13 protein-coding genes and 1 pseudogene are annotated in these 25,187 nt (G+C 65.3%); 7 read left to right on the top strand and 7 right to left on the bottom strand.

Annotated features, from left to right (window positions below):
* Window positions 1-113: 113 nt before the first annotated feature.
* Complete coding sequence (locus ABCR94_RS37455) at window positions 114-7,037, bottom strand: non-ribosomal peptide synthetase/type I polyketide synthase (protein WP_347125835.1); 6,924 nt, start codon at window positions 7,035-7,037, stop codon at window positions 114-116.
* Window positions 7,037-13,477, bottom strand: a complete 6,441-nt coding sequence (locus tag ABCR94_RS37450; protein WP_347125834.1) for a non-ribosomal peptide synthetase — start codon at window positions 13,475-13,477, stop codon at window positions 7,037-7,039. Before ABCR94_RS37450 ends, ABCR94_RS37455 begins: the two co-directional genes overlap by 1 nt.
* A 645-nt stretch (window positions 13,478-14,122) precedes the next feature.
* On the opposite strand from ABCR94_RS37450, the gene ABCR94_RS37445 reads away from it, so the two are divergent.
* Both ABCR94_RS37445 and ABCR94_RS37440 read left to right on the top strand, forming a co-directional pair.
* Window positions 14,123-14,800, top strand: a complete 678-nt coding sequence (locus ABCR94_RS37445) for a ScbR family autoregulator-binding transcription factor (RefSeq protein ID WP_347125833.1) — start codon at window positions 14,123-14,125, stop codon at window positions 14,798-14,800.
* 568 nt (window positions 14,801-15,368) lie between these two features.
* The gene (locus ABCR94_RS37440) at window positions 15,369-17,126 is read left to right on the top strand and encodes an acyl-CoA dehydrogenase (protein ID WP_347125832.1); all 1,758 of its coding nucleotides are present in this window, start codon (window positions 15,369-15,371) and stop codon (window positions 17,124-17,126) included.
* A 138-nt stretch (window positions 17,127-17,264) separates the two neighbouring features.
* Here the strand turns inward: ABCR94_RS37440 and ABCR94_RS37435 are convergent, their stop codons facing one another.
* A complete protein-coding gene (locus ABCR94_RS37435) occupies window positions 17,265-18,080 on the bottom strand; it encodes an enoyl-CoA hydratase/isomerase family protein (RefSeq protein ID WP_347124463.1) in 816 nt (271 codons plus the stop codon).
* Complete coding sequence (locus ABCR94_RS37430; RefSeq protein WP_347124559.1) at window positions 18,077-19,207, bottom strand: cytochrome P450; 1,131 nt, start codon at window positions 19,205-19,207, stop codon at window positions 18,077-18,079. Before ABCR94_RS37430 ends, ABCR94_RS37435 begins: the two co-directional genes overlap by 4 nt.
* Window positions 19,208-19,551: 344 nt before the next feature.
* Between ABCR94_RS37430 and ABCR94_RS39345 the strand changes: the two are divergent.
* Window positions 19,552-19,760, top strand: a pseudogene (locus tag ABCR94_RS39345) (IS701 family transposase); the annotation flags it as partial.
* Window positions 19,761-19,938: 178 nt separating this feature from the next.
* Here the strand turns inward: ABCR94_RS39345 and ABCR94_RS37425 are convergent.
* Together ABCR94_RS37425 and ABCR94_RS37420 are read right to left on the bottom strand one after the other, a co-directional pair.
* Window positions 19,939-20,499 carry a GNAT family N-acetyltransferase gene (locus ABCR94_RS37425; RefSeq protein ID WP_347125830.1) on the bottom strand — a complete coding sequence of 187 codons (561 nt, stop codon included), beginning with the start codon at window positions 20,497-20,499 and terminating at the stop codon, window positions 19,939-19,941.
* Window positions 20,500-20,520: 21 nt separating this feature from the next.
* Complete coding sequence (locus ABCR94_RS37420) at window positions 20,521-21,867, bottom strand: NsdA family TPR-like regulatory protein (protein WP_347125829.1); 1,347 nt, start codon at window positions 21,865-21,867, stop codon at window positions 20,521-20,523.
* 322 nt (window positions 21,868-22,189) lie between these two features.
* On the opposite strand from ABCR94_RS37420, the gene ABCR94_RS37415 reads away from it, so the two are divergent.
* The 3 genes from ABCR94_RS37415 to ABCR94_RS37405 all read left to right on the top strand — a co-directional run bounded on the left by ABCR94_RS37415 (window position 22,190) and on the right by ABCR94_RS37405 (window position 23,803).
* On the top strand, window positions 22,190-22,627 hold the full coding sequence (locus ABCR94_RS37415; protein WP_347125828.1) for an ATP-binding protein: 438 nt from the start codon (window positions 22,190-22,192) through the stop codon (window positions 22,625-22,627).
* A complete protein-coding gene (locus tag ABCR94_RS37410; RefSeq protein ID WP_347125827.1) occupies window positions 22,627-23,046 on the top strand; it encodes a DUF6415 family natural product biosynthesis protein in 420 nt (139 codons plus the stop codon). The genes ABCR94_RS37415 and ABCR94_RS37410 overlap by 1 nt, the downstream gene beginning before the upstream one ends.
* A gap of 295 nt (window positions 23,047-23,341) precedes the next feature.
* Window positions 23,342-23,803 (top strand): helix-turn-helix domain-containing protein, encoded by a 462-nt coding sequence (locus ABCR94_RS37405; protein WP_347125825.1) that lies wholly within the window; start codon window positions 23,342-23,344, stop codon window positions 23,801-23,803.
* Here the strand turns inward: ABCR94_RS37405 and ABCR94_RS37400 are convergent.
* The gene (locus ABCR94_RS37400) at window positions 23,779-24,210 is read right to left on the bottom strand and encodes an NUDIX hydrolase (protein WP_347125824.1); all 432 of its coding nucleotides are present in this window, start codon (window positions 24,208-24,210) and stop codon (window positions 23,779-23,781) included. The genes ABCR94_RS37405 and ABCR94_RS37400 overlap by 25 nt on opposite strands.
* Window positions 24,211-24,330: 120 nt before the next feature.
* Here ABCR94_RS37400 and ABCR94_RS37395 point away from each other — a divergent pair, with 120 nt between their 5' ends.
* Window positions 24,331-24,759, top strand: coding sequence for a hypothetical protein (locus ABCR94_RS37395; protein WP_347125823.1), 429 nt, complete (start codon window positions 24,331-24,333; stop codon window positions 24,757-24,759).
* Window positions 24,760-25,187: the final 428 nt, after the last annotated feature.

Here is a 25,187-nt window from a genome sequence, read left to right as displayed (position 1 = left end):
GGAGCATGGGACGGTGCCGAGCGGGGGGAAATCTCCAATGTCATACAGCGTGCTTGTGGTCGAGTCCAACGAAACCTCCAGTGTCGATATCAAGGATCTGGGTGGGCGAGTCGCTAGTTTCTGGTATTCGCCATGTGCATCGCGATGTCATCGGCTATCAGTCCGACGCTCGGAATTCGCATGATGGAGTAGTGATCTCCTGCCAGCTCCATCACTTTGATCTGGTTGGCGAACGGGCTCCAGACGGATTCCAGGGATTCCTTCCACCCGTTTTCGGTCGCGGTGTACAGGCGAAGGTCAGAATCGACGGGGCGCGGCTCGAACGCCGCCATCGCATGGAGCTGGGACTTCCTGATCCTGAGATGGGACTCCACCGCGTCGTGGCCCAGCAGAAGGATGTCGTCGGTCACCCCGACCTCACGGAGCGCGCTCAGCGCATCCGGGTTGATCCCGTTCTGCTCATCCGGGCTTCTCAGGCTGTCGACGTCGGCGACGAGACCGTCGATGACTTCGGCGTCCTTGCTGATCCGCTTGCGCAAGCTCCCCGAGGGAAGCACGGAGTCGACCACAGCCAGCATTCCGACCTCGAGGTTCGACACCCTGGCCTGCCTGGCCATCTCCAGTGCTACCAGCCCGCCGAACGACCAACCCGCCAGGAAGTACGGCCCGGTGGGCTCCACCTGGCGGATGGCCGCCAGGTATCGAGTGGCCTGCTCGGTGATGTCCCCAGCCAGAGCCGTTCCGCCCGCCGGAGCATTGATACCGAGCACGTTCACCTGCCCGTTGAGCTGATTCGCCAGGTGGGCATAGGCACCGGTGCCGCCGCCGATCTCGTGAACCCAGAACAGGCTCGGCCTGCCCGGCGCGTGCTCGTTCAAATGCACGATCTCCGGCGCCGACGGATCCGGCACCACTGACACCTCCACGGGCGTCCGCAAGCGGACGCTGAGACGGGCGACTGTCGGAGTCTTCAGGATGTCCTTGGGCGAAAGCTGGAAGCCCCGTGCCCGGGCGTCCACTACCACTCGGGTGGCGAGGAGGGAGTGTCCGCCGAGGTCGAAGAAGTTGTCGTGGATGCCGACCTGGTCGATGCCGAGTACTTGGGCCCAGATGTCGGCGATGATGGTTTCGGTGTCGTTTCGGGGTGCGACGTAGTGTGCGGCAAGGTCGGGGCGGTCAGTGTCGGGGGCGGGCAGGGCTCGTCTGTCGACCTTGCCGTTGGGGGTGAGGGGCAGTGCCTCCAGGATGATGAAGGCGCTGGGGACCATGAAGTCGGGCAGAGTGGTGGCACACCAGGGGCGCAGGGTCGATGCCATCGGGTGGGTGTCGTGTTGTGGTACGACGTAGGCGCCCAGGCGCTTGTCTCCGGGGGAATCTTCGCGAACGGTGACCACGACCTGCGCTACGTCCTCGTGGGCGGCCAGTCGTGATTCGATCTCGCCGAGTTCGATGCGGATGCCGCGTATCTTGACCTGGTCGTCGATGCGGCCGAGGAACTCCAGGTCGCCGGTGGGCAGCCAGCGGACGAGGTCGCCGGTGCGGTAGACGCGGCGGGTCTGGCCCGCGATCTCCACCTCGACGAACTTCTCGGCGGTCAGCTCCGGGCGGTTCAGATAACCCCGGGCCACGCCGGCGCCACCCACCAGCAGCTCACCGGGAACTCCGATCGGCACCAGCCCGTCGGCATCGTCCACCACGAACACCTCGGTATTCGCGATGGGACGACCGATCGGCACACCACCATGCGCAGAGTTGACGATCGCCGTCGTCGCGGTGACGGTGGTTTCCGTCGGACCGTAAGCGTTACAGAGCGGAACCGAGAACCGCTGAAACCACTTGGAAACAAGCGCCGCCGAGAGTGCCTCTCCTCCGAGAACCAGCTGCCGGAGCGATGTCAGACGTGAAGGCTCGAGGTAACTGAACATCTGCTCCCATACCGCGGGAGGCAGGTTCGTGGTGACGATCTTGTACCGCGCGATCATGTCGGCAAGCAGCTCAGGCGTCCACTCCGTGGCACGCACCACCAGCTTTCCGCCTGCCAGCAGTGTGGTGAACACGTTCTCCGTGCCGACGTCGAACGTCATGGAAGCGAACTGCAGGAATGCATCCCCTTGCTCGATGCGATAGTGCCGTCGCATCTCCCAAGCCTGAGCGCTGAGCGATCGGTGTTCGGTCATGACGCCTTTGGGGGTGCCGGTTGATCCGGAGGTGTAGATGACGTAGACAAGGTTGTCGGGGGTGGTGTGGTTGTCGGGGTTGGTGTGGGGCTGGGTGCTGATGGTGTCGGTGTCCCCGCAGACGACGGTGTGTGCCCCGGTGGGCAGCCGGTCGCGGAGGCTGTGCTGTGTGAGGAGGACGGGGGCGGCGGTGTCGGCCAGCATGAAGGCCAGGCGTTCGGTGGGGTAGTCGGGGTCGAGGGGGACGTAGGCGCCGCCGGCTTTGAGGACGGCGAGGAGGGACACGATTATGTCCAGGCCGCGCTCCAGGCAGACGCCCACCAGGGTTTCCGGCCCCACTCCAAGGCTTCGAAGGTGGTGGGCCAGTTGGTTGGCTCGTGTGTTCAGCTGTGCGTAGGTGAGTTCCTGGTCGCCGAAGACGACTGCCACCGCATCCGGCTGGGCGGCGACCTGTGCCTCGACGAGCTGGTGGACGCACAGGCCCTGAGGGAATTCCGCTGCTGTGTCGTTCCATTCCACGGCCAGCTGATGCTGTTCCGCCTGTGACAGCATCTTCAGTTCGCTGAGTCGCGTCTTGGGCTCGGCTACTGCGGACGCCAGTATGTTTCGGTAGTGCCCGGCCAGGCGTTCCATGGACGAGACATCGAACAGGTCTGTGCTGTAGACCAGATTGGCTTTCAGCGCGTCATCGGTCTCGTGAACCGAAAGAGTCAGGTCGAACTGGGAAACCCTGAACTCGTTGGGGTAGGAGTCAATATCCAGTGCGGTGAATTCCCAGGTCTCTTCGCCGGCGTTCTGGAGGATGAACATGACTTGGAAGAGGGGGGTGCGGGAGAGGTCTCGTTCGGGGGCGAGTTCTTCCACGAGCCGCTCGAAGGGCAAGTCCTGGTGGTCGTAGGCGGCGAGGGTCGTGTCTTTGACACGTGCCAGGAGGTCTTCGAAGGTGGGGTTGTTGGCGAGGTCGTTTCGGATGATGAGTGTGTTGACGAAGAATCCGATCAGGCCTTCGATCTCGGCGCGGTTGCGGCCGGCGATGGGGGTTCCAACCGCCACGTCGTCGCGCCGGCCGTACCTGGCGAGCAGGACATCGAACGCGGCCAGCAACACCATGTACAGGGAGGTGCCGGTGCTGTTGGCGAGGGCGCGCAGCTGGGTCACCAGAGCGTCGGGCACGTCGAACTCGAACGAGGAGCCATTGCCGGTGCGCTCGACCGGGCGTGGAAAGTCGGTGGGCAGTTCCAGGGGTTCCAGGCCAGCGAGCTGGTCGCGCCAATAGCCCAGCTGCCGCTCCAGGACCTCGCCCTGCAACCACTCCCGCTGCCACACGGCGAAGTCGGCGTACTGCACAGGAAGTTCCGGCAACTGCGGATCACGGCCCGCCACGGCGGCGGTGTACAGCTCGCCGAGCTCTCGTGTGAGTACGCCGATCGACCAGCCGTCGGACACGATGTGGTGCATGGCCAAGACGAGGACGTGGTCCTCGCCGGAGACACGAATCAAGGACACACGCAACAGCGCGTCCTTGGCAAGGTCGAATGGTCGCAGCGCCTCCGCATCGACCATCTCGCGCACCTGAGCCTCACGCGCCACCGGGTCCTGCACCGCGGACAAGTCGAAATGACGTACGCGCACCGGACCCGGCCCGTCGACTACCTGAACCGGCTCCCCACCAGCACCGATAACGAACCGCGTCCGCAGCACCTCATGCCGCGCCACCAACCCCGAGAACGCCGCCTCCAACGCCCCTACAACCAAACCACCCCGCAGCCGCCAAACCCCAGGAATCGCGAGATCCAGCCCGTCAAGTCCCAGTTGTTCGAGGAACCACAGGCGCTGCTGCGCGAAGGACAAGGGCAGCCCCTGATCACCACGCGGCACTGGGACCAGCTGCGCACTCTCCGGGGCTGTTGCGCTGGTGTGCTCGGACGCTCCTGAGGCCTTCTTTGTTTCGACGAGTTCGGCGAGTTCGGCGACCGTGGATGCGTGAAAGACCTCCCGGACCGACAGGGGGGCGGACAGCCGATCCCGCAACCGGGAAGTGAGCTGAGTCGCCAGCAGGGAGTCGCCGCCCAGCTTGAAGAAGTCATGCTGCCTGGCCGGCTGGGTGATTCCCAGCAATTCTTCGAAGACCTGTGCCACGGCCGCTTCGGTGGCCGTGGCGGGTGCCTCCAACGTTACTCCGGGATCGATGTCCTCCTCGGCGACCCGCTCGATAGACACCGGCCTCTCTGCCGTGGGATCCAGATGGAACCTGGTGCGCTGGAACGGGTACGTGGGCAGCGGAATACGCCGCCTGTCCGCTCCTGAGTGGACTCCGTACCAGTCCAGGTCATGTCCGGCGCACCACAGGAAGCCCGCAGAGCCATGAATGTGCTCCAGGTCGGACAACGGAGCCGAGGGGTGGGGCAAGCTCGAGACCACGAGGTGGTCTTTCCTGACCTTCGGGTGCCTACGGGCCAAAGTGGTTAGGCTTCGCCCCGGCCCAACTTCCAGGACGGTCCTGTCCTCGGCATCGAGCAGTGTCGAGATGACGTCACCGAAACGAACGGTTTTCCGCATGTGGTCAACCCAGTAATTCGGGTCTGTCACCCGCGGCGGCTCCAGGAGTCGGCCGTCACTGTCGGATACGAAGGGGATGACCGGTTCCCTGAACTCGATGCTCTGCATGTAGTCGGCGAAACTACCCGTGATCGAGTCCACCAACGAGGAGTGACCGGCGCCGGGGATGTGCAGTGGGCGAACGTTGGTTTCGCTGTGCTCCAGCCGCACGGTGAGATCGGCGATAGCGGCCTTCGGCCCGGACACCACGCACTGGTCTGGTCCGTTCACGGCGCCCAGCGACAGCTCTTCGGTCAAGAGCTTGGACACTTCCCCTTCCGCCATGGAAACCGCGATCATTCCCCCACTCGGAAGGGTGTCGAGTAGCCGGCTCCGGTAGGTCACCACCGCTGCCGCATCGCGAAGCGTGAAGACTCCCGCGACATAAGCTGCTGCGTAACTTCCGAGGCTCTGCCCAGCGACTACGTCGGGCACGACCCCCCACGACTCCCAAAGCCCGCAGAGAGCCAATTCCACGCTGAAGATCGCCGCGTGACTGACCGGCAGTTCGGCCAGCTTCGATTCAGCGCCCCCGGAAGCCTCGTCGAAGAGGATGTCAGCCAGGTCCACGCCGATGTGGGGAGCGAATGCCGCCGCGCATTCATCGAAGGATTCCCTGAAGACTCCTTCGTTGAGATAAAGCTCGCGTGCCATGCCCAGCTTTTGTCCGCCATGTCCGGGAAACACCATGGCTACGGAACGCTCAGCGCCGCTCACAGGATCGATCACGGCGGTGGAATCCGCGCTTGCGAGCTTCAGCGCCAGGCCAGGTGCGCTTGAGGCCACGAATGCCTGACGGTAGGCATGGCCCGGCCGACCCACCTGAGTGGTCCAGGCAACATCCGCCATATCGGTGTCGGGGTGATTTTTGAGGTGCTCTCCAAGTCGAGCTCGTGCGGCGAGAAGACCCGGACGGGATTTCGCCGAGACCACTACGAGCTGGGACCGCTTCGCCGCTTCGTGACGGTGAACTGGCGGCGCCTCTTCCAGAATGATGTGCGCATTGGTACCGCCGATGCCGAGGGCGTTCACTGCTGCCCGGCGAGGGGTGCCATCGGACTTCCACACGCGCAACACGGTGTTCACGCGGAACGGGGAGTTCTCAAAGTCGATTTCCGGGTTCGGCGTCACGAAGTTGAGGCTCGGCGGTATCTGGCGGTGGCGCATGGCAAGAATCGTCTTGATCAGGCCGGCGATCCCGGCAGCCGCATCGCTGTGGCCAACGTTGGTCTTGAGCGAACCGATCCAGGCCGGACCCTGCGGTCGGTCGTCAGTCTGTCCGGGTCCGTACGCCGCCGTGAGCGCGGCCACCTCGATGGGATCGCCCAATCGGGTGCCCGTGCCATGCGTCTCGACGTAGGAAATGGTGTCCGGACTGACCTCCGCCACCTTCAACGCGGCCTGCATTACCTCGGACTGGCCCGACACACTCGGGGCGGTGAAGCCGATCTTGGCTCTGCCGTCGTTGTTGACCGCAGTGCCGATCAGCACAGCGTGAATAGTGTTCCCGTCCGCTATGGCGTCCTCGAGAAGCTTGAGCACAACGATGCCCACGGCGTCACCGGCCACGGATCCACTGGCGGCGGCGTCGAATGCTCGACAATGTCCGTCGCCCGACATCGCGCCGTCCTCGGTGTACTCCGTCACGGGCGTAGGCAGATGGACGCTGGCGCCACCGGCCAGAGCCATGTCGCAATCACCCGCCAGCAATGCCTGTGCGGCTTGATGGACAGCCACCAGCGAAGTGGAACACGCAGTCTGAACCGTCACGGCAGGGCCCCGAAGACCCAGTTGGTAGGCGACGCGAGTGGTCAGAAAGCTCAGTCCAGTCCCGAGGCCGAGCAGCATCTCACTCGGGTTTCCCAGCTGCTCCCGCACAGCACGCAGCGATTCGAGATGGCTCGTCTGACTGCTGCCTGCGTACACGCCGATAGGCCCGGGGAAGCGAGACGGGTCTTCCCCCGCGTCTTCGAGAGCCTCGACCGCGCACTCCATGAAGAGTCGATGCTGCGGGTCGATGAGCATCGCTTCTCGTGGCGCGAAACCGAAATAGTCCGAATCAAAGCAGTCGGGATCTATGAGTGCGGCGAACACCGGTTGGTGCGACAGATCGTCGGCTACGTCCACCGGCTTGACCGACTCCACACCCCTGGCAAGGTTGTTCCAGAACCCGTCCAGGTCCTCCGCTTCCGGGAAGCGGCCCGCCATTCCGATGACGGCGATGTGTGGAGGGTTCTCCTCGAATTGTTCGCCGTTGTTCATCACTTGCCGCCCCTCGAGGACCTGCGGTTGCGCCGTTGGCTCAGTCGTGCCCTGCCGTTTCGCCGGGCGCGTACGAGCGCTGTTGTGTCCAGTTCTGCTGTGCTGGTGTCAGACAGATATCGCGACAAGGCACGCACCGAGGTGTGCTGGAACAATGCGACCATTGGCAGCGTCACGCCCAATTTGTCGGTGACAAGACTCCGCACCTGTGTCAGGAGGAGGGAGTGTCCGCCGAGGTCGAAGAAGTTGTCGTGGATGCCGACCTGGTCGATGCCGAGTACTTGGGCCCAGATGTCGGCGATGATGGTTTCGGTGTCGTTTCGGGGTGCGACGTAGTGTGCGGCAAGGTCGGGGCGGTCAGTGTCGGGGGCGGGCAGGGCTCGTCTGTCGACCTTGCCGTTGGGGGTGAGGGGCAGTGCCTCCAGGATGATGAAGGCGCTGGGGACCATGAAGTCGGGCAGAGTGGTGGCACACCAGGGGCGCAGGGTCGATGCCATCGGGTGGGTGTCGTGTTGTGGTACGACGTAGGCGCCCAGGCGCTTGTCTCCGGGGGAATCTTCGCGAACGGTGACCACGACCTGCGCTACGTCCTCGTGGGCGGCCAGTCGTGATTCGATCTCGCCGAGTTCGATGCGGATGCCGCGTATCTTGACCTGGTCGTCGATGCGGCCGAGGAACTCCAGGTCGCCGGTGGGCAGCCAGCGGACGAGGTCGCCGGTGCGGTAGACGCGGCGGGTCTGGCCCGCGATCTCCACCTCGACGAACTTCTCGGCGGTCAGCTCCGGGCGGTTCAGATAACCCCGGGCCACGCCGGCGCCACCCACCAGCAGCTCACCGGGAACTCCGATCGGCACCAGCCCGTCGGCATCGTCCACCACGAACACCTCGGTATTCGCGATGGGACGACCGATCGGCACACCACCAACAGGAGCCTCCTTCGCGCCGTAGGTGGTAGCACACACGGTTATCTCTGTTGGGCCGTAGCCATTGATCAGGAACTGCCCCTGAGACCATGCGAGCCAGGACTGCGCATTCGATGCTTCGCCCGCGACGATCAGCGTTTCCAGTTGCGTCAGGAAACTCAGATCGGCCTGCTCCTGAACCGAAGGGGGGAGGGTGAGCGTGTTGATGGCGTATTTGCGGATGGTGGTCTCGAGGCTGCCTCCGGGTATCAGCTGGGTCCTCGGGGCGAGAATGACGGTTCCGCCTGCACCGAGATTGGAGAAAATTTCGGCAGCTGAAGCGTCGAAAGCGAAGGATGCGAACTGCAGAACCCGACTCCCGTTGTGCAGCCGGTGTGCCTTCCTCAGCGCCTGGGCCATATTTGCGGCCCCAGCGTGCCGGATCATGACGCCTTTGGGGGTGCCGGTTGATCCGGAGGTGTAGATGACGTAGACAAGGTTGTCGGGGGTGGTGTGGTTGTCGGGGTTGGTGTGGGGCTGGGTGCTGATGGTGTCGGTGTCCCCGCAGACGACGGTGTGTGCCCCGGTGGGCAGCCGGTCGCGGAGGCTGTGCTGTGTGAGGAGGACGGGGGCGGCGGTGTCGGCCAGCATGAAGGCCAGGCGTTCGGTGGGGTAGTCGGGGTCGAGGGGGACGTAGGCGCCGCCGGCTTTGAGGACGGCGAGGAGGGACACGATTATGTCCAGGCCGCGCTCCAGGCAGACGCCCACCAGGGTTTCCGGCCCCACTCCAAGGCTTCGAAGGTGGTGGGCCAGTTGGTTGGCTCGTGTGTTCAGCTGTGCGTAGGTGAGTTCCTGGTCGCCGAAGACGACTGCCACCGCATCCGGCTGGGCGGCGACCTGTGCCTCGACGAGCTGGTGGACGCACAGGCCCTGAGGGAATTCCGCTGCTGTGTCGTTCCATTCCACGGCCAGCTGATGCTGTTCCGCCTGTGACAGCATCTTCAGTTCGCTGAGTCGCGTCTTGGGCTCGGCTACTGCGGACGCCAGTATGTTTCGGTAGTGCCCGGCCAGGCGTTCCATGGACGAGACATCGAACAGGTCTGTGCTGTAGACCAGATTGGCTTTCAGCGCGTCATCGGTCTCGTGAACCGAAAGAGTCAGGTCGAACTGGGAAACCCTGAACTCGTTGGGGTAGGAGTCAATATCCAGTGCGGTGAATTCCCAGGTCTCTTCGCCGGCGTTCTGGAGGATGAACATGACTTGGAAGAGGGGGGTGCGGGAGAGGTCTCGTTCGGGGGCGAGTTCTTCCACGAGCCGCTCGAAGGGCAAGTCCTGGTGGTCGTAGGCGGCGAGGGTCGTGTCTTTGACACGTGCCAGGAGGTCTTCGAAGGTGGGGTTGTTGGCGAGGTCGTTTCGGATGATGAGTGTGTTGACGAAGAATCCGATCAGGCCTTCGATCTCGGCGCGGTTGCGGCCGGCGATGGGGGTTCCAACCGCCACGTCGTCGCGCCGGCCGTACCTGGCGAGCAGGACATCGAACGCGGCCAGCAACACCATGTACAGGGAGGTGCCGGTGCTGTTGGCGAGGGCGCGCAGCTGGGTCACCAGAGCGTCGGGCACGTCGAACTCGAACGAGGAGCCATTGCCGGTGCGCTCGACCGGGCGTGGAAAGTCGGTGGGCAGTTCCAGGGGTTCCAGGCCAGCGAGCTGGTCGCGCCAATAGCCCAGCTGCCGCTCCAGGACCTCGCCCTGCAACCACTCCCGCTGCCACACGGCGAAGTCGGCGTACTGCACAGGAAGTTCCGGCAACTGCGGATCACGGCCCGCCACGGCGGCGGTGTACAGCTCGCCGAGCTCTCGTGTGAGTACGCCGATCGACCAGCCGTCGGACACGATGTGGTGCATGGCCAAGACGAGGACGTGGTCCTCGCCGGAGACACGAATCAAGGACACACGCAACAGCGCGTCCTTGGCAAGGTCGAATGGTCGCAGCGCCTCCGCATCGACCATCTCGCGCACCTGAGCCTCACGCGCCACCGGGTCCTGCACCGCGGACAAGTCGAAATGACGTACGCGCACCGGACCCGGCCCGTCGACTACCTGAACCGGCTCCCCACCAGCACCGATAACGAACCGCGTCCGCAGCACCTCATGCCGCGCCACCAACCCCGAGAACGCCGCCTCCAACGCCCCTACAACCAAACCACCCCGCAGCCGCAAGACATACGACAGGTGGTTCACACCGAGCTCCAGTTGTTCGAGGAACCACAGGCGCTGCTGCGCAAACGACAGTGGTGTCCCACCCTCAGTACGAGGCACCGGCACCGGCACCGGCACCGGCCTCACACTGTCTGTGGCGGAGTTGGTCGTGCCGATCGCCTGGACCAGCTGCGCGACGGTGGGAGAGGTGAACAACTCCCGCACCGAGACTTCCCGTCGCAGGTCTCGCCGTACAAGCGAAACCACTCGGGTGGCGAGGAGGGAGTGTCCGCCGAGGTCGAAGAAGTTGTCGTGGATGCCGACCTGGTCGATGCCGAGTACTTGGGCCCAGATGTCGGCGATGATGGTTTCGGTGTCGTTTCGGGGTGCGACGTAGTGTGCGGCAAGGTCGGGGCGGTCAGTGTCGGGGGCGGGCAGGGCTCGTCTGTCGACCTTGCCGTTGGGGGTGAGGGGCAGTGCCTCCAGGATGATGAAGGCGCTGGGGACCATGAAGTCGGGCAGAGTGGTGGCACACCAGGGGCGCAGGGTCGATGCCATCGGGTGGGTGTCGTGTTGTGGTACGACGTAGGCGCCCAGGCGCTTGTCTCCGGGGGAATCTTCGCGAACGGTGACCACGACCTGCGCTACGTCCTCGTGGGCGGCCAGTCGTGATTCGATCTCGCCGAGTTCGATGCGGATGCCGCGTATCTTGACCTGGTCGTCGATGCGGCCGAGGAACTCCAGGTCGCCGGTGGGCAGCCAGCGGACGAGGTCGCCGGTGCGGTAGACGCGGCGGGTCTGGCCCGCGATCTCCACCTCGACGAACTTCTCGGCGGTCAGCTCCGGGCGGTTCAGATAACCCCGGGCCACGCCGGCGCCACCCACCAGCAGCTCACCGGGAACTCCGATCGGCACCAGCCCGTCGGCATCGTCCACCACGAACACCTCGGTATTCGGTGCAGAACTGCCGACCGGCATGGATAAGGTTTTCGGGCTTTCAGGATGCACTCGGAAGAGAGTCGTGTCCCCCCAGTTTTCCGTCGGGCCATAGGCTTGTATCAGGAACTCAGGTGCGTGCACGCTATTGATCAGGGAGTCGGCTTCGGCTCGCGTGACCTTTTCACCGCTGTACTTGCCGAACCGTATGCCCTCAAGGATGTCCGGGCATGCCGAAACGTGATGGTTAAACACGGATGAGCTCAACTGTATCGCCGTTACGCCACGAGCGCGCGTAACCTCCCGGAGCAGGAACGGGTTGCGGATCTCGTCCCGCAGGAAGATGGCAAGTGTCGCCCCTGAAGTCAGAGCGCTCCAGCATTCCATCGCACATACATCCCAGGAGAAGCTGGCTATTTGCGCCACGCAGTCCTGAGAGGTCAGGGGTTCGATCCAGTTATAATTCACCTGCCTCGCCATGGAGTGGTGTTCGGTCATGACGCCTTTGGGGGTGCCGGTTGATCCGGAGGTGTAGATGACGTAGACAAGGTTGTCGGGGGTGGTGTGGTTGTCGGGGTTGGTGTGGGGCTGGGTGCTGATGGTGTCGGTGTCCCCGCAGACGACGGTGTGTGCCCCGGTGGGCAGCCGGTCGCGGAGGCTGTGCTGTGTGAGGAGGACGGGGGCGGCGGTGTCGGCCAGCATGAAGGCCAGGCGTTCGGTGGGGTAGTCGGGGTCGAGGGGGACGTAGGCGCCGCCGGCTTTGAGGACGGCGAGGAGGGACACGATTATGTCCAGGCCGCGCTCCAGGCAGACGCCCACCAGGGTTTCCGGCCCCACTCCAAGGCTTCGAAGGTGGTGGGCCAGTTGGTTGGCTCGTGTGTTCAGCTGTGCGTAGGTGAGTTCCTGGTCGCCGAAGACGACTGCCACCGCATCCGGCTGGGCGGCGACCTGTGCCTCGACGAGCTGGTGGACGCACAGGCCCTGAGGGAATTCCGCTGCTGTGTCGTTCCATTCCACGGCCAGCTGATGCTGTTCCGCCTGTGACAGCATCTTCAGTTCGCTGAGTCGCGTCTTGGGCTCGGCTACTGCGGACGCCAGTATGTTTCGGTAGTGCCCGGCCAGGCGTTCCATGGACGAGACATCGAACAGGTCTGTGCTGTACATCAACTCGACTTTCAACCCAGCGCTGACTTCCTGTGCAGACAGGACCAAGTCGAATGTAGCCACTACCTCGCTCGGCACACTGGGTTCCACGTCCAGTGCGGTGAATTCCCAGGTCTCTTCGCCGGCGTTCTGGAGGATGAACATGACTTGGAAGAGGGGGGTGCGGGAGAGGTCTCGTTCGGGGGCGAGTTCTTCCACGAGCCGCTCGAAGGGCAAGTCCTGGTGGTCGTAGGCGGCGAGGGTCGTGTCTTTGACACGTGCCAGGAGGTCTTCGAAGGTGGGGTTGTTGGCGAGGTCGTTTCGGATGATGAGTGTGTTGACGAAGAATCCGATCAGGCCTTCGATCTCGGCGCGGTTGCGGCCGGCGATGGGGGTTCCAACCGCCACGTCGTCGCGCCGGCCGTACCTGGCGAGCAGGACATCGAACGCGGCCAGCAACACCATGTACAGGGAGGTGCCGGTGCTGTTGGCGAGGGCGCGCAGCTGGGTCACCAGAGCGTCGGGCACGTCGAACTCGAACGAGGAGCCATTGCCGGTGCGCTCGACCGGGCGTGGAAAGTCGGTGGGCAGTTCCAGGGGTTCCAGGCCAGCGAGCTGGTCGCGCCAATAGCCCAGCTGCCGCTCCAGGACCTCGCCCTGCAACCACTCCCGCTGCCACACGGCGAAGTCGGCGTACTGCACAGGAAGTTCCGGCAACTGCGGATCACGGCCCGCCACGGCGGCGGTGTACAGCTCGCCGAGCTCTCGTGTGAGTACGCCGATCGACCAGCCGTCGGACACGATGTGGTGCATGGCCAAGACGAGGACGTGGTCCTCGCCGGAGACACGAATCAAGGACACACGCAACAGCGCGTCCTTGGCAAGGTCGAATGGTCGCAGCGCCTCCGCATCGACCATCTCGCGCACCTGAGCCTCACGCGCCACCGGGTCCTGCACCGCGGACAAGTCGAAATGACGTACGCGCACCGGACCCGGCCCGTCGACTACCTGAACCGGCTCCCCACCAGCACCGATAACGAACCGCGTCCGCAGCACCTCATGCCGCGCCACCAACCCCGAGAACGCCGCCTCCAACGCCCCTACAACCAAACCACCCCGCAGCCGCAGCACTCTGGGAACCAGATACTCCTGTTGATTCAGGCCCAATTGGCTCAGGAACCAGAGACGCTGCTGGGCAAACGAGAGAGGAAACTCAACCTCGTTACGAGCCGCCGGTACATTATGTTCATTGGAGTTCACTGCGGCTCAGGCCTTTCCGTGTAAGTACAGGGAATTTGATGATGGCGCGACCGCTTGGCCGACGGGGCGCGGATCACAAGGTCGAGCGCCTCCGGTGAGAACCGGGCAGGCGCCCTGCGTGCTCCGCAGCACTGGATCAGGCGGGATCCGCTAGAAATCCTTACGCGCTGCAAGCAGCTAGCGTGGACGCGGCTGGGGCGCATGCTGGCTAGAGGGTGAGCGCAGGGTGCGCCACCATGGCTATGACGTGGCTAGATGTGGCGACTTTTTGATCGGAGTGTGCAGGTTGGGGCCCTTAGTCATGGACCTGGAGGTAGGAGACCCCGTGGGTAAGCATCTCGATGGGGGAACGCGCACCGTCGACGTTGCAGATCGGCCTAGGCTCCGGCGTTGATGGCGGCAGACGCGACGCGAAAGAGTTGCCACCGGGATGGCTGGTCGAGCCTGGCTGGCAACACAGCAAATCCCCCGATCTGTTCCACACAAGCAGCTCTAGAATTACGTACGGTTACCCCGCGGTTGCCGAGGCGCTCACGGTACAGTCCATCCAGTCGGTTTCGCAATAGTCGTCGAGTTGGCCAGGCTCGGCCGAACCGCGGAGCGCAGGGTAGCTTTCGGGCCGATGGGTGACAAAGAGAGGCATTCATGACCAGCAAGATCCCCCCTCGCCGCCCGCGGGTGCAGCGGCGCTCGCAAGATACGCGCAGGCTGATCCTCGAAGCTGCTGGCACGGTCTTCGCCAATGAGGGTTACGCGGGCGCCACGCTGCAGAAAATCCAGGATGAAGCCGGGATCGCCAGGGGCACCCTCATCCACCACTTCCGTTCCAAAGAGGACCTGAGAACGGCTCTGCTGGACGCGCAGGTGGCGCTGGTGAGCGCCCCGCCTCGGGAGTGCAAAATCCAGGAAGTGGTGGACATGGCCTTCCTCTTCGCTGCAGGCCTGCAGAACGATCCACTGGTCAGGGGGAGTGCTCGACTGACCACGGATGGCCTGGCCGCTGGCCTCGACGTCAACGGAACGGTCCATATCTGGGTGGCGCACATCGAGGGCATGCTGACGCAAGCCAGCGAAGCTGGCCAGCTACTGCCCACGGTCACACCCCTCGAGGCAGCAGAGGCACTGGTTGGCGCATTTATCGGCACCCAGCAGACCTCGCAGCTGTTCGACAACCGCACCCGGCTGCATCACCGCATCTCCCGGATGTGGCGCCTGTTCCTACCCAGCATCGTGGTGCCAGGCATGCTCGCCAGCCTTGACTTCGCCCCGGACCGCCTTGCACGTATGGAACTGCCCCAGCCATCGGCGGAGCCTCCGCTCTGAAAGCCAGGGGGCTCTTCGCCGTCCCCATCTGGACGCTACGGAAGTGTGCTCCGAAATGAAACCGTCTAAATGGTCTGTATAAGCTGGCCGATGCAGGATACGGTGTGCGGCGCTGTCTCCACAGGTGACTTGCCGGTTGCATTGACCCGAGGGAACGGGCGTGAGCGCGCGGCACATCACCCGGGCAACGCCTCTGCCCCGGCATCGACATCATCTCTACCAGCACACGCAAGCCCGGGGAGTAACTTTGCGAAAACCACGGCTCGGAACTTGCTCGCTCAGGCGCGTGATGGAGGCGGTCGCCTCCTCGTCGGTGCTGACAACGGCGTGGGGAAAGCATGCGGCCAGTTCGAGCGCGACCTGCGGAGACCAGTCCGGCGCACCGCGCCGATCACATCCTGCGGATGCGCGTGATCGGCGACGCCCGCGCGAAACGCCTGACCGGGACGGTGCCCGCAGATCCAGGGCCTGTTGCCGGTAGCGGACACGTTGAGACGATCTCAATCGTGTTGATCGTCACCCTGAGCCGACTGATCGCTGACGCTATTGCCCGGCTACCGTCCAGTGCGTGACCTCACTACTGCCCTCTGACTCGACCTCTGCAGCGCTCGCCAAGATTGTCTTCGGTGGTCAGTTAGACCTCCACGAACCGTGGCGCCAGTTGTTCAGTACCGAGCCGTTTCGGGTCCGAGACGGGCTGACGCCCCAGGAGCGCACAGGGTTGTCCTACGAGCGCCTGCGTCTAGTCAACAATGCTCTCGACAATCCCGAGAGGTTTGTGGCCGACGTGGAGTCGCTCACCGCTCTGCACGAGTGGGCGGCACCCGCCGATGCGGGAATGGCAATCGTGGCGAGCATCCACTACAACCTCTTTCTGGGAAGCCTGCTCGACCACAACGGGCACGGACAGCGTGACCTCCGAGACTTCACCGAGCTACGGCGTACGGGCACTTTCCTGTGTATGGAAGTCGGGGATGACAACGAGGCTGCCCGAGTGGGGACTACCGCCACGTACGACCGGGTCCGGCGCGGCTTCATCCTGAACACGCCAACGCCGGCAGCATCCAAGTTCCTGGCGAACACGTCCTCCACCGGTGGCCCCAAGACGGGCATTGTCGCGGCGCGCCTGATCGCAGAAGAACAGGACCAGGGAGTCTTCCTCTTCCTCACTCCGCTGAGCGACGGCACCGGACAGCCCCTGCCAGGGGTAGAGATAAGCCACCTGCCTGAGACAATTAGCTCGGTTGATCACCGCCTCACTTCGTTCGACCACGTTCCCCTGCCCCACGACGCGCTCTTGCAGTCCGGACACGGGCGCCTCTCACCGGAAGGCGTTTTCACCAGCTCTATCAGCAGTCCACGCCAGCGGTTCCTGCCCTCTCTCAGCCGCATGACGACCGGGAAACTCTGCATGAGTGCCTACAGCCTCGGCGTCACCCGCCACGCCGTCGCCCTCGCCGTGCACCATGCCCACACCCAGCACACCGTCGGTGTAGCCGATCAGGACAGCGTTCCTCTCTTCGCTCACCGCAGCCATCACGCCCCGCTCATCGACGCCATCGTGACCACCTACGCAGCGACGCTGCTGCACCGCACTGCCGTGCGCCGGTGGTCGCGGGCGACGAGCCTCGACCGCGAGGACGCGCGACACTTGGTCACTGTTACCAAGGGGTGGATTATCTTGCGGAGTCGTGACGTGATGGCCGCGTGCGGCGAGCGGCCCGACCACGCATTGGCCTTCCAGCTGGCGGCCAATGGCGGCACGATCACGGCGGACGACGATAACCTGGCCACCTGGGTCAAGGCCGCCGGGGAGACGCTGCTGGGGCACTTCACTCCCGAGCCCGTCGGCACGCGCGCGTCTAACGAACACGACATCACCGACACGTTCTTCCTTCATGGTCTCCTGGCGGATATCGAGCGCATCTGGCACCAGCGCGCGACCACACGTCTGCACAGGGCGAAGCCCGGCACTGTCTTCGAGAGATGGAACGCCGCCGTGACCCCCGCGCTCGACCTCGTCGATGCTCACGCCTACCGCCGGGCCTCACAAGCGTTGCTCACGGGCGCCGCCAATGCCATTGACCCGGACGCCCAGCACCTCTTGCAGCTCATGCACCGTCACTTCGCGCTGCGCCGTGTAGCCGCTCACAGTGGAGACCTCCTCGCAGAAGGACATCTGACTGCGGACCAGGTTAGACAACTACCCGACGCGGCTGAAGCCATCGTCACCGCCCTCGAGCCGCACGCCATGGCCCTCATCCAGGGCTTTGCCCTCTCGGAGGCTGTTCTCCTCGACCACCCCATCGACCATCCTGGAGGTTGAGGCGACTGCGTCCCGGTCGCTGACCTGCACCTCGTTGCGACGCACGGTAGGTCGCCCCGGAGCCGGCTCGTATCGGTCTCGGCCCCGTTCACGCTGACGAAGTCACGAGCAGAGTGGTCGAGGGGCCTTAACGGTGGACTACCGGATCGGCACCGGGCCGGTTCCGCCGGCGTTGCGGGTCCGGCGGGTCGCTGCGGCGACCGAGGCCATGAGCTCCGCGTCCAGGAGTGACGGGTCGGCGAGGCGGGTCGCGGCGGCGTACGAGTTGAGCAGTGCCTTGGTGACGCGCAGGGCCGCCTCGGGGCGGCGGACGATCGGCTTCGACCAGGCGGTCACGGCGTCGTCGAGAGCGTCAGCGGGTACGACGCGTTGCAGGATCGACAGTTCGTACGCCTCGGCGGCATCAAAGGACCGTCCGGTGAGGATGAGTTCGCGGGCCCGCGCGGCGCCGACCTCGTGGATCAGCCGCGGCAGCACACCGCCCCAGGCGGTGGGCAGACCGAGTGCCAGCTCCGGCAGCCTGAATCCGGCGGTGTCGGCGCCGACGCGCAGGTCACAGGCGAGAGCGAGTGCCAGACCAGCGCCGATGGCCTTTCCCTGCACCCTGGCGATGGTGACGGCCCGGTTGGTGGAGATCGCCTCACAGACCCGGCGGGCTTTGTCGCCGGCGATGCGGATGCCGCGTCCGGTGGGGTTCTCGTCGAGCCAGTCGGCGAACTCGTTGCGGTCCCCGCCCAGGCAGAAGTCGTCCCCGGCGCCGCTGAGCACCAGCACCCTGACATCGGGGTCCTGTGAACTCAGGACTGTCAACAGGTCGTCCAGCATGTCCTCGGTGACGGCATTGCCGGTGGCGGGGGAGTCCAGTTCGACATGGAGGACCGACCCTGCGTCGATGGTCCGTACCGTGCTCGGCCGCCCGTAGGGGGGCAGGGGGGCGGGAAGGGAGAGACTCACAACGTCACGTTCAGCGAGGTCACACGCCGGAAGACCATGCGGGACGCGTACGTGGGTGGCGCGACGGCACGCAGGTCGGGGAAACGCTCAAGCAGTTGGGTCAGCAGGGTGCGCGCCTCCAGCCGGGCGAGTGCCGCGCCCAGGCAGTAGTGCGCGCCGCCCCCGAAGGTGAGGTGGTCGCCGCCACGCAGGATGTTGAAGGCGTCGGGGTCCTGATTGCGCCGTGGGTCGTGATTGGCGGCCCCGTGCATGACGTGGACCATGGAGTCCTTGGCAATCGGGACACCCGCCAGGATGGTGTCGGCCCCGGCTACACGGCTGTTGATATGGATGGGCGGGTCGTAGCGCAGCACCTCGTCGATGGCGGCGTCGATGTGCTCGGGATGTTCCCCGAGCCACGCCCAGCGGCCGGGCTCGCTCAACAAAAGCCACACCATGGCCGACAGCAGCGTCGCGGTGGTCTCCAAGCTGGCGATGGTGACGAACATGACGAGCCGGTAGAGCGTCTCGTCCGCCATCGCGCGGTCCGGCTCCAGTTCGTCCCAGGTCCGTATCCACTTGGACAGCACGTCGTCGCCGGGCTGCGCGCGGCGTTGCTCGATCAGGTCGGTGAAGTACGCGCGGAGCTGGACAGTGGCCTCGGCGGACACATCGAGCTCGCTTTTGGTGGGGATCAGCTCCTGGGCGTGCACCTGACGGTGCGTGATGTCCAAGATGCGCGCGTAGTCTCCCTGTGGGAGGCTCAGCCAGGAGCCGATGGTGCTGATCGGCAGCTGCTCGCTGATGGTGCTGACGAAGTCGGCCTCGCCCCAGCGCAGTTTGTCGGCCAACTCGTCCAGGAGCCGGGTGACGTCCCGTTCCACCTGGGGCGTCAGCTCCGAGATGGTGGACCTGTCGAAAAGATTCCCGAGACTGCGCCGCTGGCACGTGTGCTCGGGCGCGTTGAGGCGAGCGAGCGTCCTGGTCATCTCCCGGGTGGCGGGGGCATCCCAGTGCCCGACGTCCGCCCGCCGCTCCTGCCAGGCGAAGTCGGGTGCCAGCCAGGTGCGGCCGCGTAACACCTGGCTGCAGGCGTCGAAGCCGGTGACGAAGTACGCGCCCCAGGGGGCGCGTACGACGTCGCCCATAGCCCTCAGGTCACCCAGCAGGCCGTAGGGCTCGGCCTGCCCCTCTGGCGTTTTCAGCCGTCGGAGCAGAGAGATGAGGGCGCGGCGGTTGAGGGGTCTGGCTATGCCAGCTGTAGCGCTCACGCAGAGTTCCTTGCCCTCGACCCATGGATGCCGACCAGAACCTACCCTTCCGCATATGCCTGCCATGCGTAGATAACTGTTGGCCCCGTCACAGCGAAACATCCCAAATGCGCCTTGTTGTATACGGAAAGCTTCTAGCGGTGGTTTGTTGACTGCGGGGCAGGCTGGCGCTATGCCGGGTAGCAGGGGATGTGTTGCCTCGCCGCTGGGGGGGGCTTGTGATGACCGCTCGTGTGCTGTGTCCGCCCACTCCGGGCCCGCTGGAGGACTACGCTTCCCGTTTTGATGACCTGTTTTCCAATCTGGGACGGCGGCGAGGGTTCCGTGAGCACCTGGCCGGGTTGCTGCTGCCGCGGGACCGTAACAAGACGCTGAGTGCCTGGCGGGTACTGAGCCGGTGGTCGGTGCCCAGCATCCGGCGGTGCAGCGGCCGCTCCCCCGGGCCTGGGCCGATGCGCTCGGCCTGGAAAGACCCCACGTCGAGGAGTACCGGCAGGAAGTCGACTGGTTCGGGCATCATTCGGGTTCATCGAACTGGTCGTCCCTGAGATCCAGAAGGCCCAGGCGTGAGGGCCCCGCCCGCCGACGCAGTACTCGCCAGCGCCGTGCTACGCCACCGGCTGGATGAGCTGCCACTCGCGGCGAAGGATCGTGTGCACGACCGAGTCGCGCCATTGTCCAGCTTTTTGGATGTGCTCGCGGATCGTGTAGTCCTCGCGCATTCCAGCCGTGAGCATCGTCTTGGCCGAAGCGGAGTTGAGCGGGGAGCGGGCGCCCCAGATGCGGTGCAGCTCCAGCTCGTCGAAGCCGACTTCGAGCAGAAGCTGCACCGTTTCAACCCCGTAGCCGACACCCCACGCGTCAGGACACAGCGCGAAGCCGATCGTGGCTCCCTGCGGCTGGTGCGGGTCAAGGGCAAGGCGGGCGAACCCGATCAGTCCGGCCGTCTCCTGCTCGACGACGGCCAGCGCGTACTCGTCGCGCGGAGTCTTGCTGGCTGCTGCAATCGACCGGGCGACGATCTGTCCCACCTGGTCACGCGAGCGCGGCTCGAAGGACAGGTGCTCGGTCGCTTCCGCGTTGCCGTAGATCGCGTGCACAGCATCCACGTCGTCAACGGTGAGCTCACGGAGCGCCAGGCGGGGGCTGTATCGGCTGATCGGGTACATGGTGGCGGACTCTACCTGCGCTCAACTCCGCAGGGCAGGGCGCGCAGGACGGTACATCTCGATCTCGGCGCGCAGGTCGCGGGCTACCACCGCATCGCGGACAGAGCCTCGGGCCAGGGCGGCTCGGACGCGGTCGGCCGAGACGATGATGCCGCTGTTTCGGTGGCTGGGTGCAAGGTCCAGGACGGGGCGGACGGCTTCGGCGGCACCGTCGAGGTCCTCGCCGAAGAGGCGCACCAAAGCGAGGTTGCACTGGGCCCCGGCCTGGTCTCCGAAGGCCCAGTTGGGGTCGGAAGGGTCGCTGAATCCGCGCACGGCCTCCTCAGCGGCGCTGGCGACGCGAGCATCGCCCTGCCCCAGTAGGACGGCGGCCTCGACGGCGTAGTACCGCTGCTTGACCTCGGGGTAGGTGAAGAGTCCGCCAAGTGCGTCCAGCTCATCGGGCGCAACCTGCTCACGCAAGGTGGCTGCCCGCTGATTGGCTGCTCGGACAGTGTCCTCGTCGCCCAGCAGGGCCGCAGCACGGGCCTGAAGTCCGTACAGCCACGGCGTCACTGTGCCCCGCAGTACATCGGCCGTTGCTGCGCCTTGCTGGGCGTAGTGCAGGGCATCTTCGGGCCGGTTGGCCCAGTAGGAGATGAGGGACTTGAGACCGTCGGTCAAGGCGGTCAGACCGGTGTGCTCGGCCTGCCGGGCGAGAAAGTTCGCCGTACGGGCCTGCATCAGGGCGGCCTTTGGGTCCCCGATGTCGTGCGAACCCTTGGCCATCATGAAGCTGAGTGCGCCGGCCATGAACAGCAGATCGCGGGACTGAGAGGGCCGGGCACGCCCGCTCTCCAGGAGCCGGAAGGCTTCCTCCTGGCTCAGCGCCAGGTCGTCCCAGATGTCCGACAGCGGGACCTTGGGGTAGGCCGCCGCCAGCCGGGTCACCTCGTCACCGAGGAAACCGATGGTGTCCTCGCCCACCTGCTCGCGTTCCGCCCCCATGGCGAAATCCATTGCACGCCTTGCGGCCATAGCGCCCGTCCTTCTCATCTCGTGCAGATCCACGCCGAGTTCGGCATGGGCAGCGGCCGTACCGAACCGCAAGGCCGGTTCCTGGGCTCCCAGGTCTTCGGGTGCCGGAGTCCACAGCTGCTTGATGGTGCAGCCCAGCAGGTGTACCAAGACGCGTCGCGCATCAACGTTGGGCTGGCGATCGCCGTAGTACCACCCCTGAAAGGTCCGCTTCCGGGGCTCCAACCGCGCCAGGGATTCAGGGCCCTCACGCTCGGCAAGCTCCCGCGCCGCCTGCTGGAAACGAGACAAGAACACGTCGTAGTCGTGCCACTCGCGCTCGTCGAGCAGGTGCCGGAGCAGTGTGCGCATGGTGCTCCCCTTTTCCCTGACTTTCGGTACGTCGCTACCGCCGACCGTAGAGCGCCGTCTGGTTCAACTTGCCCCGAATCGAAGCTACTTAGCGAACCTCGCGCCAACCCGGCGAACCGGCGGCGAAGGTCCGGCGCACGGCGCCCCGATCCGGCGAAAGTCCGGCATCGAGATGGGGCTAGGTATGACCGGGTTCCGCTTGTCAGGCTCATAGCACTCCTCGCTGAGAGTGCACAAACGACCACAGAAGTGCCAACTGCGCCGCTCTAGCAGGCGTCAGGAGGGCATCCCCCACACACTTCGGCCATTTGAGAGGCACACGATGAGCCCCGCCACATCTGCGGTTGTCGCTGCCGCCGCCGAGTTGCAGCAGGGCATCGGCCCCGGGTTCGCGGTGGCCTTCACCCCGGGCAAGTCCCGCGTCGCACACATGCGCAAGATCACCGCAGCTCACCTGCGCCTGTGGCGGGTGCCTCAGTCGATCGCGGAGAACGTCGTGCTCGCGGTGTCGGAACTGGTGACCAACGGCATCCAGCATGGCCACGGCGCTGTCGGGCTGAAGGCCATCTGCTCCGATGGCGTGCTGCGGGTGGAGGTCACGGACGGCAACCCGAGCCCTGCCCAGCTAATAGCAGCAGATGACGACGACATCTCCGGGCGTGGCCTTTTCCTCGTCGCTGTCCTTGCCCACACCTGGGGGGTCAGCAAGGACGGCCACACCACGTGGTGTGCCTTCCGACTTCCTCCGGGGACGCCCTGATGACCGCCGTCATCTACGAGACCGCTGCGCCGCTGCGCGTTGGGGCGTACGCGAACGACGACGTGACAGCCAGCAGGGTCGACCTTGGCCTGCGCCGGTTCCTTGCCTCCGACGCAGTCACCAACGACTTGTACGACGACTTGGAGACCGTCCTTGGCCAGGACGCTGTCCGTCTCTCCCCGGAGGACATCGCGGCCATCGCAGACCGGCTGAGAAAAGTGACGCCGACGCTCGAATACGTGGTCGAGCGCCTGTTGAAGCCCTACCCCGCCCAGATGGACGCCGCGATGGCCCTGAGTAGCGAAATGCCCGGCCAGCAGGGCGTCCACGGGCATCTGGTGCGCTTCGCCAGCACGATCCTCACCGTCCTCGACTTGATGGGGGAGATCGCCGAGTTGAGGGAGGACGACACCTCATGACGCATTCCCCCACCACAGACGTCGGGCTGCTTCTGGCGGCCCGACCCTCCGCCCGGCGCTGCGAAAACACGGCTCTGCACGTCCCCCGCAGGGAGCCGAAGCGCCTCAGCGCTGGGCGGAACACCCGCCGCATCACCCTCGCTGCGATCCTCTGTGCGCTCATCTCCGCCAGGCTGCTGCGCTCCCCGCGCCGCCGACCAGAGCCCGCCATACGCGCCTTGGTAGCCCCTGACGAGGCTCGTTTCGCCGAGCTGTGCCTTCGGATCGCTCGTACCCGTCAGAGAGGAATCCAGCAATGACCACGATCGCGAGGATCACCCTCGCCCCCAGGGAGCGACAGATCATCGAGGGGCTGTGCAATGGCAGCACGCTCGCCGTCGTCGCTCAGGACTTGACGATCCGGGGTGGCACGGCCGCTGGCTACCTCAAACTGGCCAAGCGGAAGCTGCACGGAGTGAGCGACAACGCCGCCGCTATTGCCGTCGGCTACGCCACCGAAGCCATCGACCGTCCGGCGCTGCTGGACCCGGCAGGGATGTGCCTGTCCCTTGAGCAGCGTCAACTCGTGCCATTCATCGCGAGGGGAATGCGCTCCGCGCAGATGGCCACCGAGCTGAAGCGGCCGGTCAACATCGTTCGCCGAGACGGTCGGGACCTGATGACGAACCTCGGAGCGAAGAACCCGGCTCACATCGTCACGCGGGCCTGGCAGTACCAGATCCTCACGGCAGGTCAGGTGATCTCATGGCTCCGCTGATTCCACGAAGCGATGGACCGCCTGTAGCCCTCCGGCATGGCGAGGCCCAGCACCTCGACGGCGGTGAAGAGTCCGATCTCCCGGTGTTCGTGGCTGATCACCGAGACCGCTTGCGGAGTGAGAACCAGACACCCGTACGTGATGATCACGACGCGCCGGTCGGGAAGGGTCTGCGGGAGCGGTTGGTAGATCCAGACGTCCAGAAGCAGCCCCGCCTTCACGGTCCAGCCGGACTCTTCCTGCAGTTCCCTCTCGACGGTGTGCTCCGGACTGCTGTCAGCTGCCTCCAGTTGGCCGCCGGGAAGCTCCCACTCCTCACGCTCGTTCTTCAACAGCAGCACCCTGCCGCGGGCGTCCAGGGCGACACCTTTGACGGAGACAGGCCAGGTCGGGGGCGTGTACGTCATGAGATCCCTCGCAGTGCCGGGCGGTGCCAGAGTTCGCGGACCGTAGCACGGGACGCTCAAATCGCCCTGTGCTCCTTGAGCTTGTCGTCACTGAGAACTGAGAGTCCGGGGATTTCTGTGGTGTCGGGCGAAGCACACGAAGATACGACCTCACGTCCCTCCGCTGTTCCCAACAAGGTCGAGGTCCTGGCCCTCGTCGAAGCAGCGTTGTCCTGGGACGTGGACAGCCCCGAACTTCCGGCGGTCAAGGACGCTCTGGCCATGGCACAGCAGTTCACGGACTTCGGCCGGATCGTGGCCGAGGACTTGGAAGCCCAGATGCTCAGCCTCCCCGCGGACTCAGAACTCTGCCTCGGTGGGCGGGCAACCCTCGTCGAAGCCAGCAGGCGCCTCTACCTGAGACCTCTCGCCCAGACCGCTGCCCCCCGATCGGCCGCCCACCGTGCACAGAATCTTGCCCGCCTCGTCCAGACCCTGGACCGCGCGTTCGGCGAGGTCTGCTACGAGCAAGTCCGCTCTCGCTCAATCCAGGCACCACAACGGGAGTGACCCCCAAGATTGGGGCCCCCTCCCGGTCGTGTGGACCTCCGTGCCCGTGCACGAGGACCCGAGATCGTCACGAGGAGGAGGCGGCGTCGGGCAACCGCGCCCCGGCCGCGTTCCGTGGGGGAGCTAGCGGCCGGCCCGTGAACTACCTGGCCACCGAAGGAGGGTTCACGACCCGATCGGTGGGCGGGTGCACCACCCGGCAGCCGGGCCTGGAAAAGGGCCGGTGCCGGACGAAGCGTGTGGGGAGGGACCCCTCCCAAAGGGCTCCTCCCCATGCCAACCGAATCGACGAAAGGGGGCCAGCGATGGCGATACCCGAGACCGCATTTCTGCCAAACCCGACGGCCGACTACCCCACCGGCGCGGCCCCGCCACCCGCGCATGGCGGCCTGGCTACCGTCGCCGACGGCTACCAGCCCGCGCAGCCG

This window comes from Streptomyces changchenzhani, assembly GCF_039766235.1.
In the GTDB taxonomy this organism is placed as follows: Bacteria; Actinomycetota; Actinomycetes; order Streptomycetales; family Streptomycetaceae; genus Streptomyces.
This window is presented reverse-complemented; position numbering and strand designations above follow the sequence as displayed.